We start from the raw sequence: 19,776 nt of genomic DNA, 5'->3' as shown, positions 1-19,776 counted from the left end.
CATTGAAGCCGCAGCGCTTAAAGCTGTGATTGAAGTGGAATGCAAAGGCTCAGGCTTTAATATAGACAATACGCCAGTGATTCTATTTGAACGCCATGTGATACGGCAGCGATTGATTGCCAATGGCCAATCAAAAATAGTTGAGCAAATGATGATTAAGCGACCGGATCTATGCAGCAAAAGCACAGGGGGTTATGGCTTANACAATACGCCAGTGATTCTATTTGAACGCCATGTGATACGGCAGCGATTGATTGCCAATGGCCAATCAAAAATAGTTGAGCAAATGATGATTAAGCGACCGGATCTATGCAGCAAAAGCACAGGGGGTTATGGCTTATATTCTGCTCAGCATGGCCGTTTAAATGCCGCAGCGCAGTATCATCGGGCATCGGCTTTAGAGTCTGCGAGCTGGGGCATTGGACAAGTGATGGGCTATCATTGGAAGGCATTAGGATATGCATCGCTTCAGGCATTTATTAATGCAATGTATAAAGACGAAGCTTCACAGCTGGATGCAATGTGCCGTTACATCAAAGTGAATGGCCTTATCAATGCACTGAAAAATAAAGATTGGAAAGCCTTTGCACGTGGCTATAACGGTATTGCTTATGCCAAAAATAGCTACGATATAAAGCTGGCCAATGCTTATATGAAAGCCCTCATTTGAGGGCTTTTTTTATATTAGGCTGGTATAGATGCCACAGATTCTTCCCGACTCCAGTAACGGTGATTCTGAATTACTTTCTTGAATTGATCACTAGCCTCATCAAAACTTTTTGATGCAATCAGTGCAGGATCTTGAATAAGATTAAGGTCTTTAATTAAAGATTCCTTATCACCTAGCAGTACAATCGGTTTCAGGTGCTTATACGCTTCCATAACATAATGCTTAGCAACACCATCCTTTAGAAAAGCGTCTAAATTATCTCCATCAACAACCACTACGGCATCATAAGTAACAGATGGTTCACCATTTTGACGGCCTTTCACAGCAATCTCTTTGCCATCATTCGACTTCACAGGTGCGGCACTCGGAGCCAAAACTTCAACGACAGCGCTTTCTGATTCACCCCAAGTTTTGATTGCATCAATAGACATTGCATTTGCGCCATCATGAACCAACAAAGCAATCTTACGCTGTTTGATGTCAGAGGCAGGGTATGCGAGTGTACTTAAATATTCAGAAGATGAAACTGCTGCTTTTTTTAAGCCGTCATTTTGACGCGTAGGGGCAGCCAGTCCTAATTCATTAGCAACATAATTGGCTAGATCTAAATCAATATTGGCAAGTACTTCATTTACGACTCTTTTGCGAATTTCAACGGCTTTGACTTTTGAAAGCTCAAAAGAATATGCATCCTTCATATGCTGCTGTTCATGTTTAGCCAGACTTTGATAATGCATCGTTGCCTGAGAAAAGTGGTCCGCAAAACTCTCGGGACGAATTCTAAGTTTAATACCTTGCACTTCTTCAGGATATGTTTTGAATGCATGAGGGTCATCGCTGGCTTCTCTTGGCCAATTGTCATCTACAGAGTTAGGCTCATAATTGGCTTTCCCTTTATAGACCTCATGGTTCGCGTATCCGCCGCGTCGATTGGTATGGAAAGGGCAGACAGGCTTATTGATTGGAATTTGATTAAAGTTTGCTGTACCTAGCCGATGCAGATGAGTGTCTGTATAACTGAACAATCGGCCCTGAAGTAATGGGTCATTACTAAAATCAATACCAGAAACAATATTTGCTGGACTGAAAGCAACTTGCTCAGTTTCAGCAAAGAAATCATCTGTATTGCGATTTAGGGTAAATTTGCCTAAGGGAGTAATCGGCACGAGTTCTTCAGGCACCAGTTTTGTGGCATCAAGCACATCAAAATCCCATTGAGCGGCATCTTCTTCGGTAAAAATCTGCGCACCCAATTCCCACTCTGGATAATTGCCGCGTTCAATTGCATCCCATAAGTCGCGGCGATGGAAGTCGGGATCTTTACCGTTGAGTTTCAAAGCTTCATCCCAGACGACTTGGGCTACACCTTGTTTAGGGGTCCAATGAAATTTAACCAAGAAAGCTTCATTATTTTTATTGATTAATCTGAATGTATGTACACCAAAGCCTTGTATAGAGCGTAAATTTCTTGGAATTGCTCTATCAGACATGATCCAGGTAGTCATATGTGAGGCTTCTGTATTCAGTGAAATAAAATCCCAGAACGTATCATGCGCAGATTGGCCAGTTGGAACTTCATTCGGATCTTCTGGTTTTACTGCATGTACAAAGTCAGGAAATTTAATTGCGTCCTGAATGAAAAAGACTGGAATATTATTTCCAACTAAATCGTAGTTTCCATCTTCAGTGTAAAATTTAATTGAAAATCCACGTACATCACGAACTACATCAGCTGATCCTCGTCCACCTTGGACAGTGGATATCCGGACAAAAATTGGAGTTGGATTTTGTGTATCGGTTAAGAACTTTGCTTTAGTCCATTTTTCATTACCTTCATAGGCTTCGAAATATCCATGAGCACCAAGGCCACGCGCATGAACAACACGTTCAGGAATGCGTTCTCGATCAAAATGAATCAGTTTATCCCTTAAAAGAAAGTCCTCTAATAACGTTGGGCCTTTTTCATTAATTTTCAGGCTATTTTGGTTATCTGAAACTGGCACGCCCAGAGAGGAAGTGAGCGTTTTCCCTTTTGGGTCTACATATGCCTCTTTATCAAATTGATCAATTTTGGAGGTTTTGGATATTTTCATGAGCTACGTCCCTTAGTGTGTTGTTCTAGAACAATAATCAAAGCAAGGTTTTGCAATAGTTGAAAACTCTTTAAAACATTAAAGCTGGTATAAAAAATTAGAGTAAAGAAGTGTTTGTATTTTGTTCGGTGCAATGGCTGTAAAATTTTTAGAGTTAATTATTTTCGCATTTCAAAGATGATTTGGCCCAGTGTTTACAATCACAGCGGGGACAAGTATCAGCCAAATGATTGAGAAGTTGTGTGTGGCCGCACAACATGCATGAATAGTAGTGATCAATGATGTACTCTTCAGCTTGCTTATAATTGTCAGGAAAAATTGGCAAACCCCACTTAATATTTTCTTTACTAAAAGGGATGACGCTTAAATTTCCATCAGTTTCCAAGAGGGCTACTTTGACCTGCCCGAGATGCTCAATTTTTTTCTGTCTCATTTCAGCAAAGAATTCATCGTATGAATATTTTTCTTGTTTAATATCCTCAACGATCAGCAATCCATTTTTTACAATATACATTGGTTTGCCTTCCAATATATTTTCAATGGCATCAGATTTCATCATTAGATACGTTGTTAATCGATATAAAGACAAGATGACTGCAAAAACGATCACCGCATGAATAAGCGGGACGTCATCATAAAACATGGGATCTCCGGCAGCCGAACCCAAGCTTAAAATAATTGCGATTTCAAAAATAGAAAGCTGCCTGACACCACGTTTGCCCGAAAACCTTAAAACTAAAATTATCAGGACATACATGACTATGCATCGAATAAGTATCTCGATGGCAAAGCTCCATGTTGTGTCATGCAGCAATATTTTTATGAAGTCCATTCGGTGCTCTATGTTATTTTTCAAATTTTTATTAATTATAGTGATGATGAGTCAGCGAGGACTCATCATCAATTTGAAGCTTACATTTTATCCCATGCATCTTTAATTGCATGCTTGGCCTGTTCCCACTTTAAGCGGGATTCTGCTTTCAATTCTTCCCATTTAACCTTCAAATCACTTTCCGAATCTTCAAACCTAGCATCATGGCCGCGTTCATTGCGAGCATGTTGCCCAAGTTCATAAGCAGAGCGAAGATCTCGGTCGTAATCTACATCTGGGATGTCCTTTTGGATATCACCATAATAAGGCCGGTTAGAATAGTCTGTACGCCAATCATGCTTGATTGGGTTTTCATTTTGATGGTCATTGACAGTCATAATGATCTCCATTTGCATCAAACTAATGAATTCAAATAGTAAAAATTTGAATTCTTGGCTTGATGAAATTAAAAAGGGAATTTAAGGGTTAAAATCTAGCAACTTAAAGATCTATTTGCGTTGCTGACGTTGCTGATCATCCTGCTGTTGATGGTTTTGGTGTTTGTCATTTTGCGGCTGTTGTTGCTGCTGCTGACCCTGTTGGTCATTTTGTTGATTGGGTTGCCGTTTTTGCTGGCCTTGTTGACGCTGTTGGTCATTTTGCGGCTGTTGCTGCTGCTGACTCTGTTGGTCATTTTGCTGGTTAGGCTGCTTGTGTTGTTGCTGGCCTTGTTGATTTTGTTGCTTGTTTTGACGATTTTCTTGGTTCTTTTCAGAAATGTTAGCCATTTTATGTACCTCACTCAGTTGAGAAGAAACCCATGCCTAAATTGGATGGGTAAAATATTATTAGCATAGAAAAATAAAATTTTAATTATTTAAGTGTTACATTTTGAGATTTAAGTTAATAATTGTCTTAATATGATGCTGGTGTATTGATATTTAATGATAATAAATAATTTTTTTATTACAAATTGCAAACATGGTTTAAGGAATATAATTTTTAAAATTTGTATTCTGTGATTTTGAAATATTTAATGGCGATTAAGTATATAAGCACTATGAGTCATAATATTTTTATTAATTTAATTGATTTTATGGGATATGAATTCTGATTCGAATTTTGTTTTATTTGGGGTTTTTTGATTTTTTTTTGGAGATTAACTTTTTAATATATTGAAATTTATATTTTTTTTGAAAATTATTGGCTGGTCTAAGCTGGATTTGTTACAACACTGAGTCTTAAATAATATTAAAAATATAACTCCAATTTTAAGTGTGATTTTTTCTTTTAATTTTTCAGAAATTCATTGATTTTGTCAAAATTTATGCGTGGATTATGTTGCTGATAATGAGTTGTTACGTATTTAATTTAAAGTATTTATTCTTTAATATGCTGTATTCAAAGGGTAAGTATTTCATAATTACATTATTTAACTTTATGTTTCAAATGTGTAAATGGAATTAATCAATATATCAATTATGGTGTTAAGACATTTACCGCGTGAGAATCAAAATGCCAACTGCAGTAAAAGAAAGATTTCTGAATTTAATAACCAAAGATCATCAAAAGTACTTTGAAATAACGCAGTTCTTCTTAGATTCTTCAATTTCAAGATCAGCAAAAGAACTTAAGTCTTTCCATTTTTTGGAAAATGAAATCAAGCATCTAGATGTTACAACTTCTGAATTTCCTTCTGAGCTCGAGCAACAGGTGGACTGGATAAATAAGCAAAATAAAGACCAATGCTTGAACTATAAAGAATATATCGAGCGGCGTGGAAATGGCGGCACAAGAGAGTTCTTCAGCACCACTGCTAAAGCCTATGAATTCTTATACAAAATTGCGCCGACTAAACGCGTAGATGGAGCTTGGCTTTACAGCTTCACTCAGTATTGGAATGATCCAGCATTCAGGGACTTTATCCAGATCTATCTAGAAGAATTGGGGTTAGGCCAAGAGAAGGGCAATCATGTGAAATTATTCGACAATTTGCTGTTATCTTTGGGGTTGCATCAATTTTCATTGAATTTACCAGATGAATATTATCATCAGTCAGCGATTCAACTGGCATTGGCTTATGCGCCATCAGATTTCATTCCTGAAATAGCAGGGTTTAATTTAGGCTATGAGCAACTTCCGCTCCATTTATTGATTACCAATTATGAACTGAAAGAGTTGGGAATTGACTCAAAATATTTCAATTTGCATATCACGATTGATAATTTTGAGAATGGCCATGCGCAGCTGGCTGCAAACGCCCTAAAAAAACTTTCTGCTCAATACAAAGATCAGGATGAATTTATTCGTAAAGTAAAATTAGGCTTTCTTTTGAATAACCGGGGCATGAGTTCAGTTCAAATTATCAAAAGCTTGAATACTGAACATGTGGTTATGGAAATATTTAGAAAAAAAGCTCTGGTTGGCCGATATATGCATAGCAATCAGTGTTTATTTAATAAAAAGTCAACAAATGAATGGTTGTCTGAAGATGATCAGGTAGAAGAGTTTATCTTTGAATTAATAAAAGTTGGCTGGATAAAGTTAGATCAAGAACCTGAAAATAGCAGGTTCTGGAAGTTAATAAATGATAAGGATGGAAAAATGTTTGGTGTGTTCTCTGTAGCTGAAAAGGCGTTCATTTATGATTGGATTGCTGGGATTAAAGCCATGCAGCATAAAAACTCAGTTAATGCTGAATTGATAGAGAACTTTCTAGAACTCAGCAGTTTTAGCTATTTGGCAACACAGGAACTTGCCCAATTAAAACAACAGATACAGGGATCAGGCAGTACAGCTTATAAAGTAAGTAGGCTGATGCTGTATTTAGCGCCACATAGCCACCATCAGGAAATTGGGTTATGGAGCACCCAAAGAATAGTTGAATATTTATTCCCATTTCTATCAGAGCGTAATAGCACGTATCAAAATTAAAGGATGGAAATTGAAATGGCTAATCAACAACCGAACCAACAAAATCAGCAATCTGATCCTCAGAAACAACCTAATCAACAGAATGATCAGAAACAGCAGCAAGCTGACCCCAAAAAACAACCAAATGAACAACCTGAAAATCCACAGAAACAACAGAAGTAATTCTGGTCATCAAAAAGCCCTCAAGACTTAACTTGAGGGCTTTTAATTATTAAAACTTAATAAAAGTGTGTTCTACATAGAAATAGAGCCAATTTTTCATTTTTATTCTTTCCACCCATCAACAATATCAGCCCAGTCCTGCAGCATTTTCCTACGATCACCAAGCCACTTTGCATGATTATACGTTGCCCTTGTTTTGTTTTCTTCAGCATGTGCCAGCTGCTTGTTGATCCAATCGGGCTTGTATCCTTTTTCATTCAAAAGGGTGGAAGCAGTAGCACGGAAATCGTGTGTAGTTACTTCTGGTAAGCCAATAAAAACCAGTGCTCTGTTCAGTGTAGTTCTGGCCAGCATTGCGTCTTTCTTAAATGGCGCTGAAAAAACAAAGGTTTGGTTTTGAGAGATTTCATACTGTTCTTTCAATAATGCGCATAACTGATTGGACATTGGAACCAGATGGATATGGTTCTTTTTATTGCTCCTTTCCTGCTTGCGTCGTCTTGAAGCCTTGGGGAACTCAATCACCTTTTCGTTAAAATCAACGAAAGACCACTGCATGCGTCTAATCTCAGATGCGCGAAGCATAGAATACATCATAGCAAGGCAGGCATTTCTTACCGTTGTAGTGCCGCCATACAAGTCTAGTCGTGTCCGGAGCTTTATGCGCTCATCTTTCTCCAAAGGACGTGCATGCTCAATTTCTGGTGACTCTATAGCACTCCTAACTGCATATGTGGGGTCATTGTCAGCTCTAAGGGTAACGATGGCGTATTTCATCACCAGACTAATAAATCTGCGATTCTGGTTTGCTGCTGCTTCTCCTGTGCCGTAATGGCTTAGTTTTTTCACCCGAACCATGGTGTCCTTCATGATAGTGAGCACGTCGGAAGAATTAACATCCTTCACTGGCTTGTGACCGATAACCCTGTATATATCTTTTTCCATCGATCGCTTGTACTGATTTACATAGTCTTTGCTTTTATATTTCATTTGCTCTAAAGCATATTCCTCAGCCACAGCTTTAAAGGTGTTGGTTGTAGCAGTAATGGCTTCAATTTTCTTTTTCTTCTTATCATCTACAGGATTGATATCGTCCTTCAATAGCACTTTGGACTCATCTTTCTTTTTACGAGCTTCAGCAAGTGAAACGATAGGGTATTCACCAAAACTTACTGTTCCTTCTTTGCCATTCAGGGTGTATTTGAAACGCCATATTTTCTTGCCAGAAGGTCTTACTTCAATGTATAACCTTTCTGCATCAAGCACTCTGTACATTTTCTCTTTAGGCTTTAAAGATTTTATCTTGGTATCTGAGAGCATTAAGTTACCCGTTTAATTAAATAAGTTACCCGCTACAGTACCCGTTTTATTAACAGATTAGTGCGAACCAATACCGACTAAAATAGATTAAAGATTTAGATAAATAAAGGGGTGTAAAGGAATTTTCAGACTAATGTAGATTGAAGTAGATTACAGTGAATATTTTAATTGCCAACGATGATGGTGTTTTTGCGCCAGGTATCCAAGCTTTAGCCAATGCGCTGCGCCCTTTAGGCCGCGTTGTCATTGTTGCGCCGGAAGCAGAGCGCAGCGGTTTTTCCAGCGCATTAACTTTAGACCGTCCACTGCGTCCTATCCAAATTGCCACAGATACTTGGGCTGTAAATGGCACGCCGGCAGACTGCGTTTATTTATCCATGAACGGCTTATTTGATTTTGAATTTGATCTTGTGGTCAGCGGCATTAACAGCGGCGCGAATCTAGGAGATGATGTCCTGTATTCAGGAACTGTTGGAGCTGCTTTTGAAGGGCGCTTAATGAAACAGCCGGCCATTGCGGTATCTCTTGCAGGGCCAAATGTCCGTTCATATGAAACGCCCGAAGGTTTTGCAGTGGCAGCAAAGTGGGTGCATGACTTTATTGCTGCGGGTTTGCCTGCACTGCCAGCACGCCATATTCTAAATATTAATATTCCAGATAGCCGCGAATTAAGAGGCGCAAAAATTACGTATCAGGGCCGCCGCCGCCAGTCAAAACCCATTACCAGTCATGTTGATCCGCGTGGCCGCCAAGTCTACTGGATAGGCCTGTCTGGTGAAGCTGTTGCTGAACCCCAGAAAGGCTTAACCGATATTGAATCTGATTTCTTTGCGGTTGCAAATGGCTACGTCAGCATTACGCCAATCCAAATGGATGCAACAAATTATGAAATTTTGAATAACTTGCACATACAATTGACTAAAAATGCGTAAGTAGTGTTATAACTTTGTGAAAATGCTGATGATGCAGCTTTTTTGCTGGCAAATTTTGCTAATCTTAGCGAAATTACAGCATTCCATTTATCGTGTAGAGAGGAAGATAATGTCCCTGGCGTCACAATATCGCTTAAAAGCAGCTCCAGCAGCTTTCATCAAGTCATTGGTTTTTTCCTTGGCGGCTGTTTCGACCGTTATATTGAGTGGTTGTGCATCTAAGCCGCAAGTCAGCAATGCAACACGCTATGCGGCAGCGCCGGATTTTTATACCGTGCGTTCAGGGGATACGCTGAGCGGCATCGCTGGACGCTATGGCTTAAGCTATATCAGTGTAGCTGAAATGAATGATATTGCGCCGCCATACAGAATTTATGTCGGACAGTCGATTCGCTTAAAAAATTCAGCTTCGCGCCGTGCGGCATCTACACAGGCAATGACACAGTCAGCGCCAATTCAGCGCCAAACAGTTCCACTGCCGCAAAATACTGTGCCAGCGGCGCCAGCAGTCTCTGCACAAAACCAGACAGCACCGGCAGTGAGAGCGCAAAGCTCTTCTTTGCGCTGGGTTAAACCCTCAAATGGATCTGTAATTGCGAAATTTAACTTGGCATCCAATGTGAAAGGCGTCCGCTTTGGCGGCAAAGCAGGCGATCCAATTTATGCTGCAGCGGATGGTCAGGTTGTTTATGCCGCTGATGGATTAAAAGAGTATGGCAATCTGATTCTGTTGAAACACATTAATGGCTATATCACCGCTTATGCGCATAACAGCAAAATGATCGTGAAAAGCGGTGACAATGTTCAAGCTGGGCAGAAAATTGCTGAAATGGGATCAACTGGTACATCGGGCACGATGCTTGAGTTTCAGGTCCGTTTAGACGGCAAGCCAGTTAATCCTGAGATGGTTCTTCCGCTTAACTGAATTTAAGTAATGCAAAACCTGAATATCCTCGTATAATGCAAGAAATTGCTTTTATTAAAATATGGGCATTTCATAAATTTGAGGGGAATTTATGTTAGATCAATTACGGGCAATGGGTGTCTTTGCTTGCGTTGTAGAGAAAAATTCTTTTAGTGGCGCAGCGCGGGAACTGGGCATTACGACCAGTGCAGTAAGTCAGCAGATCCGTTCTTTAGAACAGGATATGGAAGTGGTTTTACTGCACCGTTCAACACGCAAATTAAGCTTGACCGAAGCTGGTCAGGCTTTTTTTTACAGCTGTCAAGAAATGCTGTCTGCTGCTGAACGGGGTAAAGTCCGAATTAATGAATTGCGCGATGATTTGGTTGGGGAACTTCGCATCGCGACGACGCCTGAACTTTGCGCGAATCATATCATTCCAGCGCTTTCGCAATGGATAGCTACGCATCGCGGCCTTTCAGTGAATTTTGAAGCTGACAATCAGTATATTGATCTTATCGATGGGCGCATTGATATTGCACTGCGTATGAGCGCTCAAATTTATGATCAAAATCTTAACGCTGTGCCTTTGGCCCAGGTTGAGCAGATTTTGGTTGCATCGCCAAGTTTTATTAATCATTCAGCTTTGATTTCAAGGCCTGAAGATTTGGTTAATCATGATCTCGTCGCGCTGAACATTATGAAGAACCATCATGCTTTGGTATTTGAAAATAGTGTGACCGGTGAAAAAGTCAATATTGAAATGCCTTCAAGGCTGTCAACCAACAATGTGCTGGTTGCAAAATCCATGTGTATGCAAGGGCAAGGTATTGCTCGAATTCTATTTTTAGATGTGCAAAAGGATTTAATGAGCGGTTCTCTCATTGAAGTATTGCCTGAGTGGAAATTGCCGGCATTTACACTCTATGCCGTGGTTGCTAAACAAGAGCAGCAGCCCGCTAAAATCCAACGCTGCCTGGATGCATTAAAGAAATATTTCAGTCAGTTGCCGGGTGGGCGTATCTACCAAGAAGCATCTTAAAAACAGAAAGTTTATTTAAAAAGCGTTTTAACCATGACGGCTTAAATAAATTTTAATGTGTGAATAAAAAAGCCGCTGATGCGGCTTTTTTATTCTTTTCAGATTAGGCTAAATACGCTTTAACCATTGTGACAATACGTTCAATCAGCTGATCGGCCTGTTCTTGAGTAATATTCAAGGCAGGCAATAAACGAATCACTGAACCTGCCGTAATATTGATAATCAAGTGATATTGATCACGGGCAATTTCAACCAATTCACCGCATGCCTTAGGCAGTTCAATACCAATCATTAGGCCAAAACCGCGAACCGTTACATTTTGTTCGGCGAGTTTTTCAGACAGCTGCTGCACAATATAGGCGCCTTTTTCAGCTGCATTGGCCACCAAGTTTTCTTTTTGAATGGTGTCGATCACAGTATAAACGACACGAGAACCCAGCGGTGTGCCGCTATAGGTAGAACCATGGTTGCCTGCTGTCAATACGCCTACACCGCGGCCTTGGGTCATGACGGCGCCAATTGGAAAGCCATTGCCTAAGCCTTTTGCTGTCGTTAAAACATCCGGAATAATGCTGGTGTGCTGATATGCAAAGTATTTTCCGGTACGGCCGTTGCCTGTTTGCACTTCATCCAGCATCATCAGCCAGTTGTGCTGATTGCAGATTTGGCGGATTTCTTCTAAATAGCTGAAACCTTGAGGAGCAGTGTTTACGCCGCCTTCACCTTGAATCGGCTCAACTAAAATTGCCACAATATCAGGGTGGTTAATTGCCGCTTCTTCAATGGCTTCAATATCGCCAAATGGAACGCGGATAAAGCCTTCAACCAGTGGCGCAAAACCTTCTTGAACTTTTTTATTGCCTGTTGCAGACAAAGTTGCCAGCGTGCGGCCATGGAAGGAGTGATCTGCAACAATAATTTTAGGATTGGCTACGCCTTGCATATGGCCAAACTTGCGCGCAATTTTAATTGCGCCTTCGTTGGATTCTGCACCTGAGTTTGAGAAAAATACTTCTTCCATGCCGGCAGCTTCTGCTAATTTTTGCGCAGCTGCCGTTTGCCAAGGCACTTCAAAAATATTGCTGGTATGAATGAGTGTTGCCGCCTGATCTGCAATCGCCTCAGTAATAGCAGGATGCGCGTGGCCTAAGCCGCAAACAGCAATCCCTGTTAATGCATCAAAGTATTCTGTGCCGTCTTCTGTATAAAGATAAGAACCTCGGCCTCGGACAAAGCTGATCGGCTGACGGCCAAATACAGGCATCAAATGAGATGGTTGATCAGTTTGCACAGGGGCAAGGGTAATGTTGTTCATGACTAACTCTTATCTGTTAGGTGGATTGAAAAAAATGCGGTTGGCACAATATATATTGATGCGCCAAGACGTTCTATATAAGCAAAAACTCCCCGAGATTTAAAGCCCGATCGTAAATAAAATTGGATTTATTGCTTTAGTCATACTGTTTTGCTCAGTTTTGGGTATAATGCGATGCAGATTTATTGAGGATATATCAATGACTGAACAAGCACGCGATACAGAAGCGTTAATTCGTGACCAAATTGCTAAACATGCAGTTCTGCTTTACATGAAAGGCACTCCACAATTTCCGCAGTGCGGTTTCTCTGCACGTGCAGTAGAAGCACTCAGTCAAATTGGCCGTCCATTTGCATATGTAAATATCTTGGAAAACCCGGATATCCGCGCAACTTTGCCGCAAATTGCAAATTGGCCGACTTTTCCGCAATTGTGGATCAATGGCGAATTGATCGGCGGAAGCGACATTATGCTTGATATGTTCCAAAAAGGTGAATTAAAGACTTTGGTTGAACAGTACAGCCCAGCGCCTGAAGCTTAATTCAGACCGAATATAAAAAAAGCGCCTTTTAAAGGCGCTTTTTTTACGGACAGATATTTTAAGGCATCAATTTTGAGCAGACTGTTCTGCTTGCAATGCTTCCGCAGCTGCCTTTGCCAGCTCTAGCGCTTCTTTTTCAGCTTTGGCCTTTTTTTTCGCTTTTTTCTTCTTTTTACTTTTTTTCTTTGGCGCTTCTTCTAGTTCCGCGCCATCTTCAATCGCTTGCCAGTATTCCAGCTGCGCCATAACAGCCGCGAAAATAGAATTTTTGCTGTACCGGCCTTTTTTGTCCAAACTGCCGACAGGGCGCGCCATTAAAATCTCTAAGGCTTGGTCGATGGTATCAATGGCATGAATATGGAACTGACCATTTTTGACCGCCTCAATCACATCTTTGCGCAGCATTAAATGCTGCATATTTTGACGCGGAATGATTACACCTTGTTTGCCAGTTAAGCCTTGCAGCTTGCAGGCATCATAAAAGCCTTCAATTTTGGCATTCACGCCGCCAATCGGCTGGACTTGTCCCAGCTGGTTCATAGAGCCGGTAATAGCCCAAGACTGATCAATGGGCAATTGGCTGATGGCGGAAATCAATGCAGAAAGTTCAGCAACGGTTGCACTGTCGCCATCAACCTGACCATAGCTTTGCTCAAAGGCAAGCGCTGCTGAGAAATGCAAAATCTGTTCGCGGCCAAAATGCGCTTTGAGGAAGCTGGACATCAGCAGCACGCCTTTGGCATGCAGCGATCCTCCGAGCTCTACACTACGTTCAATATCTAAAATGTCACCACCGCCTTGATATACAGAAGCGGTCAGGCGGGAAGGCAAGCCGAATTCGACATCAGCATAATGAATCACAGAAAGGGCATTGATTTGGCCAAGACGGTGGCCTTTGGTTTCAATCAATTGCGTGCCGCGGGATAAGTCTTGCCAGTACAGCTCACGCAAATAGCCTAAGCGGTATTTGCGGTGATCCAGCGCAGTATTGATGTGCTGTTCAGTAACCATGCTGTCGCCCGCTTTGGCTGCGTGATGATGCGCTTCACGGATTAAGTCACCTAAGGTGAGGGCATGTAATGACAATGAACTTTGATCTTCCGCTTGACGGCTGGAGTCGGTTAATAGCGCTGCCAATGCAGAACGGTCGAAAGGCAGCAGCTTGTCCGCCTGCACATAGTCGGCAATCAGCTGCATATAGGCTTGTTCATTGTTTTCATTGCGCTGCAGCGTATCGGTAAAATCAGCGCGGATTTTAAAAACACTGCCCAGCTCAGGTTCAAGCTCTAAAATCTCATAATAAATTTCAGGTTCTGCTAATAATACAACCTTAATATCTAAAGGAATGGCTGCCGGTTCAATGGAAATACTGCCGGTTAAAGTCAGCATATGCTCCAAAGATGATAACTTCAGCTGACCTGATTTTAGGGCGCGTTTTAAGCCTTGCCATGCATAAGGCTGTTCCAGCAGCTGTTCAGCCTCCAGCATTAAAAAGCCGCCATTGGCTTTGTGCAACGCGCCGGGGCGGATTAATGTAAAGTCTGTGGTGATGGTGCCATTTTGCGTTAACTGTTCAACATGGCCCAGCAGGTTGTAATGTGTTGGAAAATCATCAAAGATTACAGGCGCGCCTGCATTCGGCTTGTGCGTAACTACAATGTTGGCTTGGTAGCGTGAAGGCACGCGGCTGAATACACCTGGGGTAAAATCATCTTCTTCCTGCTCTAAAACAATTTCCACGTTATTGATAATGTCTTCTGCATAATATTTCAGATAATTTTCGAAGCCTTCGACATCATTATATTTGTTTTGCATTAAATCAATGCGCGGTAAAACAACCTGTTTGGCGATATCGCGATTCAATATTTGCACCTGATCGCGGGCGTCATCTTCCAGATCGCCTAAATGCAAGCCAAGCCGTTCCAGCTTTTTGTTCATGTAGCGGATATTGGATGCAATGGCTGCACGGTCTTTGTTGTTTAATGCGTTGATTTCATCTTTAGACATTTCTTGCATTTTATTGTCTTTCAGATGCACAGGAACAAAGCAATGCTCATCATCTTGTGAAATCAGTTTTAAATCGAGCTCTTCACCTTCTTTGGTCAGCTCTACCAGAGCCTGCTGCTGCACATCTCCAGTCTGCTGGCGGATTAACTCAATCCGGTTATGGTAGGTTTCTGCCGTAAACCGGCGTTCCAGCTGCTTTAAAATAATTTGCCACGTTTGATGCAGAGCCGCCTGAAATTTCGGCGCTTGGCCGGTAGGAAGCTGCAGGGCGATCGGCTGGCGCGGAAATTTAAAATTATAAACGTACACCCAGTCATTCGGCGTTTTCATATTTTTTGCATGCTGCTGCAGCAGGCGCTTGATCATGGTGCGCTTGCCCAAGCCCGCTGTGCCGACTGCAAAAATATTGTAGCCTGAATAAGGTAAAGAAATGCCTGCTTCAACAGAGGCGCGGGCGCGGTCCTGACCTAGAAAATCATTTAAAGGCTTAATGCGCTTAGTGGATGTTGGAATTTTTTTTAAGTTTGTCGGGTGCGTCAGCTGTTCGGCATTCAGTTTTGTTTTGCTTAAAGTCGTTTGAATTTCAAGACAATCAAACACACTGTGCAAGATTGGCGCCGATTGAACATGAGTTTCGCTGTTGTTTTGTTCTAAAAGTTGGGTGGATAGTGAAGGTTGAATATTTTCGAGTTTTTGCGGCACTGTTAAATCCAAAACAAATAAATGACGGCAGAATTTAAAGGTATACTGGATTCATCTGAAAGATCAAGCAAGCGCAATGCTTTTCTCGATAAATAAAGCGATGATTGCGTAAATTTAGTTGAAACAAATGCTATTAAGCGTTTGAATAGCAGCAATTGTATTTAGACAAAAATAATGTGATGACAACACAATCTTCCGGATGGAAATCGGCATTTACAGCATTTTTAGACCGCCGCGCATTAATTATGCTCTTTCTGGGTTTTTCTGCAGGTATTCCTATTCTGCTGATTTTCTCCAGCTTATCGCTTTGGCTCGGCGAAGCCGGTATTGATAAGAGCGCCGTGACTTTTTTCAGCTGGGCTGCATTAGGCTATTCCTTTAAGTTTGTCTGGGCGCCATTAATTGATGAGCTGCCAGTCCCATTTCTGACTAAAACATTGGGCCGGCGCAGAGCATGGCTGCTGATTGCACAATGCCTTATTATTTGCGCCATTTGCATTATGGCGTTTTCGGATCCGTCTTTGGGTCAAAACTATTTGTATCAAATGGCTGCTGGCGCCGTGTTATTAGGTTTTTCTGCGGCAACGCAAGATATTGTGATAGATGCTTACCGTATTGAATTGGCGGAAACCGAAATGCAGACGGTTTTAGCATCGACCTATAATGCGGGCTACCGGATCGGCATGATTGTTGCGGGTGCAGGCGCGTTATTTCTAGCGGCTTATTTAGGAACAGCCAAAGGCAATTACATTTATGAAGCATGGAAAACGACGTATTTAGCCATGGCTGGGGTCATGCTGGTCGGTATTTTTACGACGCTGATCATCCGCGAACCGAAAGTAGAACGCATTCATAAAGATTATAAGCGGGTGGATTATTACCGCTTGGTTGCTGTGTTTTTTGCCGCCGTGATCAGTTTTGTATTGAGCTATATTTATTCAGGTACAGCTGTAGATGCGCTGAAAAAACAGCTGGGCATACAGGACTCATTTCTGCTGTTCTGTTTTGAGGCAGTTCGCTTTATTGGCTCAGGCGCGGTGGCTTTAGCTGTCGGCGCATCCTTGGTGAAAATGGGTGCAGTCAACCAGCACATGGCTTATGAAACATGGGTCAATCCAATTGCAGATTTCTTTAAACGCTACGGCATAAAGCTGGCATTGGTGCTTTTATTGCTGATCGGTTTTTACCGTATTTCGGACATTATTGCGGGTGTGATTTCTAACGTTTTTTATCAAGACTTAAATTTTAGTAAAGAGCAGATTGCAGAAGCGGTTAAAGTCTACGGTGTGATATTCAGCCTGGTGGGCGGGTTCTTAGGCGGCTTGCTGGCGCAGCGCATGAATATCATGAAACTGATGTTTGTAGGCGCAGTGCTGGCGAGTTCTACGAACCTGATTTTTATTGGTTTGGTGAAGTCGGGTCAGCCTTTAAATGATGTTGAAATTATTGCAGGCGGGCAAAGTTATACCGTTCATCCAGATGAAACCGGCGCATGGAAAATTAAAGTGCCTGTCGACAGTTTAAAAACGGCGCAAACGATTCAGGCCAAGGCCAGCTTTCAGCAAGAAAATGCTGCGCCTGTAACAGTGGCAATGCCGTATTTAAATGGCGCAGATGCCAATCAAATTTTACTGCTGCCTGTGACTGCGGATAATGTCATTAATGCCGATGAAAGCCAAAACAGCATTGTTGTACGCGGACAATTTGCACAGCCTCTAAATGAGCATCAAAAGCTGCAAGTGCTGCTGGACGGCAAGCCTTTTGAGGCAGTACTGGATAAAGACGGCATTTTCAGCGCCGCGATTCCAGGAAAAGATCTTGCATCTTCCGCAACCCAAAAAGTGACGGCGCAGCTGCTGAATGGCACACAAGTGCAGGCCAGCCTAGATCATGGCTATGAAGTGAATGCATCTGGCAATACGGCAAGAGGGCTGGATATTGATATTCAGCCGATTAATTTGGCGGCAGCAGATCATGGGCAAATTGAGCTTAAAGGCAAGGTAATTAAATCTTACAGTTCGCTTTGGCTGTATTTTGCCATCATTGTCGATAACTTGGCTTCCGGTTTGGCCGGCGCTGCCTTTATTGCTTTCTTATCTAGTTTAACCAGTGTGTCATTTACTGCGGTGCAATATGCAATTTTCAGTTCTTTAATGACTTTAACCCCTAAGATTTTAGGTGGTTATTCGGGTACTATCGTTAGTAATATCGGTTATCCAAAATTCTTTCTGATGACCACTTTAATTGGCATTCCAATTTTATTGCTGGTGATTTGGGTAGGAAAATTATTGCGTGATCACAACGCACAATTGAACGGAAAAGGTGAATAATTATGCGCATGCTGCATACCATGTTACGTGTAGGGAATTTAGAGCGTTCTTTGCAGTTCTATACTGAAGTACTCGGTATGGCTTTACTTCGTAAGCGTGATTATGAAGAAGGCCGTTTTACCTTGGCATTTGTCGGTTATGGCGATGAAGACAGCCATACGGTTTTGGAATTAACGCACAACTGGGACACAGACCATTATGAGCTGGGCAATGCCTATGGTCATATTGCCATTGCGGTCAATGATGCCTATAAAGCCTGTGAGGAAATTAAAGCGCGCGGCGGCAATGTGGTGCGCGAAGCTGGCCCAATGAAAGGTGGAACCACGGTTATCGCATTTGTGGAAGACCCTGATGGTTACAAAATTGAACTGATTCAGCAGGATGAGCAAGCGCGCAATAACTGATCAGCAGATGAAGTCTATTATAGTTTTGCTAAATATTGAACATTGACCCTAAAAAGTAGCTTTATTGCCGCAGCCCAGTAAGATAGAACCTACCAAATGGTAAATTTATCTTACTGGGTTTTTTATTATTTGAAGATGACTGGTTTATTTATAAAGATACAGGATGTAGACATGCTTAAAATGCTGGCGCTTGACCGCTTTACAATACTTTTATTCGTGATGGTGATTTTGGCCACCTTTGCCCCTGTTTCTGGGCATGCCGCAGATATTTTCGGGATGATTACTACAGCCGCGATTGCAATACTGTTTTTCCTGCATGGCGCTAAATTATCCCGTGAAGCCGTTGTTGAAGGGGTGATGCATTGGAAGCTGCACGCACTCGTCTTTGCTTTCACCTTTGCCTTATTTCCAATTTTAGGGCTGGCGGCCAGACCAGTGCTGGTGCCGATGCTGGGGCAAGAGCTGTACTGGGGCTTTCTGTTTATGTGCTTCTTGCCATCAACAGTGCAATCATCAATCGCATTTACTTCAGTTGCGCAGGGCAATGTGGCCAGTGCAATCTGCAGCGCCTCTTTTTCAAATCTAGTGGGGATGTTTATTACTCCAGTTCTGGTCAGCTTGTTTATTTTAGGTGAATCCAAGCATGACTTTGACCCCACAGCATCTATTATTCAAATTACGCTGCTGCTGCTGGTTCCATTTGTGCTGGGTCAGATTTTACGTCCCTATATTTTTCCTTATCTGAAGGCCATGCCTAAACTTGTGAAAGCTTTTGATCAGGGCTCAATTTTGATGGTGGTGTATGGCGCGTTCAGCAGCGCGGTAGTTGCGGGGCTATGGCAGCAAGTCAGCGGTACAACACTGGCGCTTTTAATTCTGGCGTGTTCTGTGTTTTTAACTATTATTATGTTGCTGGCGCTGTATATTCCGCGCTGGCTGGGCTTTAACCGCGCAGATCAAAAAGCAGTTTTCTTTTGCGGCTCAAAGAAAACTTTGGCGAGCGGTGTGCCTATGGCGCAAATTTTATTCATTGGCCAGCCGTTGGGAATGATTGTGCTGCCAATTATGATTTTCCATCAGATTCAGTTGATGGTTTGCGGAGTCATTGCTAATTATTGGGCGAAGCAATCTTCGGGCGAACTGTAAGAATAGTTCGCTTTATCCAGATTTATTTCGTATAATATTGCCCACTTGTTGTGCTTAGCTCTGACGGCATCCGTCTCGGTGGGCCAAAAGAATGGTCTGTTATGGTGTTGATCTGCTGTATTAACGGCACTTCCTCCTTTATCGGAGAGTGGTCAATTGCGATGACAGCAAAACCTTCTTAAACTTTATGGAGTAATCGACGATGCGCGCCGATATTCACCCAAAATACGAAAAACTAGTTGCTACATGTTCATGCGGCAACGTAATCGAAACTCGTTCAGCGCTTGGTAAAGAAACTGTTTACCTTGATGTATGTTCAGCTTGCCACCCATTCTATACTGGTAAACAAAAGAATGTGGACACTGGCGGCCGTATCGACAAATTCAAACAGCGTTTTGCTGGTATGTCTCGTTCTATCAAACGCGACTAATCCTCAAAATGAAAAAAACGGGCTTTTGCCCGT

Annotated in this window: 18 protein-coding genes; 11 read left to right on the top strand and 7 right to left on the bottom strand. The window is 41.9% G+C overall.

What is annotated here, in order from left to right:
• Nucleotides 1-25 precede the first annotated feature (25 nt).
• Nucleotides 26-670 (top strand): N-acetylmuramidase family protein, encoded by a 645-nt coding sequence (locus tag OKC24_RS16730; RefSeq protein ID WP_438800948.1) that lies wholly within the window; start codon nt 26-28, stop codon nt 668-670.
• Nucleotides 671-684: 14 nt separating this feature from the next.
• Here the strand turns inward: OKC24_RS16730 and OKC24_RS16725 are convergent, their stop codons facing one another.
• From OKC24_RS16725 to OKC24_RS16710, 4 genes are all read right to left on the bottom strand, one after another.
• Nucleotides 685-2,763 carry a catalase gene (locus OKC24_RS16725; RefSeq protein WP_265466034.1) on the bottom strand — a complete coding sequence of 693 codons (2,079 nt, stop codon included), beginning with the start codon at nt 2,761-2,763 and terminating at the stop codon, nt 685-687.
• A gap of 154 nt (nt 2,764-2,917) precedes the next feature.
• Complete coding sequence (locus tag OKC24_RS16720) at nt 2,918-3,595, bottom strand: DUF421 domain-containing protein (protein ID WP_130148488.1); 678 nt, start codon at nt 3,593-3,595, stop codon at nt 2,918-2,920.
• An 80-nt stretch (nt 3,596-3,675) separates the two neighbouring features.
• Nucleotides 3,676-3,972 carry a hypothetical protein gene (locus tag OKC24_RS16715; protein ID WP_131276454.1) on the bottom strand — a complete coding sequence of 99 codons (297 nt, stop codon included), beginning with the start codon at nt 3,970-3,972 and terminating at the stop codon, nt 3,676-3,678.
• Between the two features lie 111 nt (nt 3,973-4,083).
• On the bottom strand, nt 4,084-4,362 hold the full coding sequence (locus OKC24_RS16710) for a hypothetical protein (protein ID WP_131276452.1): 279 nt from the start codon (nt 4,360-4,362) through the stop codon (nt 4,084-4,086).
• Between the two features lie 727 nt (nt 4,363-5,089).
• Between OKC24_RS16710 and OKC24_RS16705 the strand changes: the two genes are divergently transcribed.
• Complete coding sequence (locus OKC24_RS16705) at nt 5,090-6,508, top strand: iron-containing redox enzyme family protein (RefSeq protein WP_131276450.1); 1,419 nt, start codon at nt 5,090-5,092, stop codon at nt 6,506-6,508.
• Nucleotides 6,509-6,523: 15 nt separating this feature from the next.
• Nucleotides 6,524-6,670, top strand: a complete 147-nt coding sequence (locus OKC24_RS16700; protein ID WP_165381211.1) for a hypothetical protein — start codon at nt 6,524-6,526, stop codon at nt 6,668-6,670.
• Between the two features lie 102 nt (nt 6,671-6,772).
• Here OKC24_RS16700 and OKC24_RS16695 read toward each other — a convergent pair whose 3' ends face one another.
• A complete protein-coding gene (locus tag OKC24_RS16695) occupies nt 6,773-7,990 on the bottom strand; it encodes a tyrosine-type recombinase/integrase (RefSeq protein WP_130148480.1) in 1,218 nt (405 codons plus the stop codon).
• 155 nt (nt 7,991-8,145) lie between these two features.
• On the opposite strand from OKC24_RS16695, the gene surE reads away from it, so the two are divergent.
• The 3 genes from surE (at nt 8,146) to OKC24_RS16680 (ending at nt 10,868) form a co-directional block, all read left to right on the top strand.
• A complete protein-coding gene (gene surE, locus OKC24_RS16690; protein WP_130148478.1) occupies nt 8,146-8,922 on the top strand; it encodes a 5'/3'-nucleotidase SurE in 777 nt (258 codons plus the stop codon).
• A gap of 109 nt (nt 8,923-9,031) precedes the next feature.
• The gene (locus OKC24_RS16685) at nt 9,032-9,847 is read left to right on the top strand and encodes a peptidoglycan DD-metalloendopeptidase family protein (RefSeq protein WP_130148476.1); all 816 of its coding nucleotides are present in this window, start codon (nt 9,032-9,034) and stop codon (nt 9,845-9,847) included.
• 91 nt (nt 9,848-9,938) lie between these two features.
• On the top strand, nt 9,939-10,868 hold the full coding sequence (locus OKC24_RS16680) for a LysR family transcriptional regulator (protein ID WP_130148474.1): 930 nt from the start codon (nt 9,939-9,941) through the stop codon (nt 10,866-10,868).
• Between the two features lie 103 nt (nt 10,869-10,971).
• Here OKC24_RS16680 and OKC24_RS16675 read toward each other — a convergent pair whose 3' ends face one another.
• Nucleotides 10,972-12,183, bottom strand: a complete 1,212-nt coding sequence (locus OKC24_RS16675) for an aspartate aminotransferase family protein (RefSeq protein ID WP_130148472.1) — start codon at nt 12,181-12,183, stop codon at nt 10,972-10,974.
• Nucleotides 12,184-12,382: 199 nt separating this feature from the next.
• Here OKC24_RS16675 and grxD point away from each other — a divergent pair, with 199 nt between their 5' ends.
• The gene (grxD, locus tag OKC24_RS16670; protein WP_005008922.1) at nt 12,383-12,724 is read left to right on the top strand and encodes a Grx4 family monothiol glutaredoxin; all 342 of its coding nucleotides are present in this window, start codon (nt 12,383-12,385) and stop codon (nt 12,722-12,724) included.
• 66 nt (nt 12,725-12,790) lie between these two features.
• Here grxD and OKC24_RS16665 read toward each other — a convergent pair whose 3' ends face one another.
• Nucleotides 12,791-15,433, bottom strand: coding sequence for a Lon protease family protein (locus OKC24_RS16665; protein WP_130148470.1), 2,643 nt, complete (start codon nt 15,431-15,433; stop codon nt 12,791-12,793).
• A 179-nt stretch (nt 15,434-15,612) separates the two neighbouring features.
• On the opposite strand from OKC24_RS16665, the gene OKC24_RS16660 reads away from it, so the two are divergent.
• The 4 genes from OKC24_RS16660 (at nt 15,613) to rpmE (ending at nt 19,743) form a co-directional block, all read left to right on the top strand.
• Nucleotides 15,613-17,763 carry an AmpG family muropeptide MFS transporter gene (locus tag OKC24_RS16660; RefSeq protein ID WP_130148468.1) on the top strand — a complete coding sequence of 717 codons (2,151 nt, stop codon included), beginning with the start codon at nt 15,613-15,615 and terminating at the stop codon, nt 17,761-17,763.
• A gap of 2 nt (nt 17,764-17,765) precedes the next feature.
• The gene (gene gloA, locus OKC24_RS16655) at nt 17,766-18,167 is read left to right on the top strand and encodes a lactoylglutathione lyase (protein ID WP_130148466.1); all 402 of its coding nucleotides are present in this window, start codon (nt 17,766-17,768) and stop codon (nt 18,165-18,167) included.
• 171 nt (nt 18,168-18,338) lie between these two features.
• On the top strand, nt 18,339-19,313 hold the full coding sequence (locus OKC24_RS16650; RefSeq protein ID WP_130148464.1) for a bile acid:sodium symporter family protein: 975 nt from the start codon (nt 18,339-18,341) through the stop codon (nt 19,311-19,313).
• Between the two features lie 202 nt (nt 19,314-19,515).
• A complete protein-coding gene (rpmE, locus tag OKC24_RS16645) occupies nt 19,516-19,743 on the top strand; it encodes a 50S ribosomal protein L31 (protein ID WP_005008932.1) in 228 nt (75 codons plus the stop codon).
• Nucleotides 19,744-19,776 lie beyond the last annotated feature (33 nt).

Source organism: Acinetobacter entericus, from assembly GCF_026168575.1.
Taxonomy (GTDB): domain Bacteria; phylum Pseudomonadota; class Gammaproteobacteria; order Pseudomonadales; family Moraxellaceae; genus Acinetobacter; species Acinetobacter bouvetii.
The sequence above is the reverse complement of the archived record's forward strand: the minus strand, read 5'-3'. Positions and strand labels throughout refer to the sequence as shown.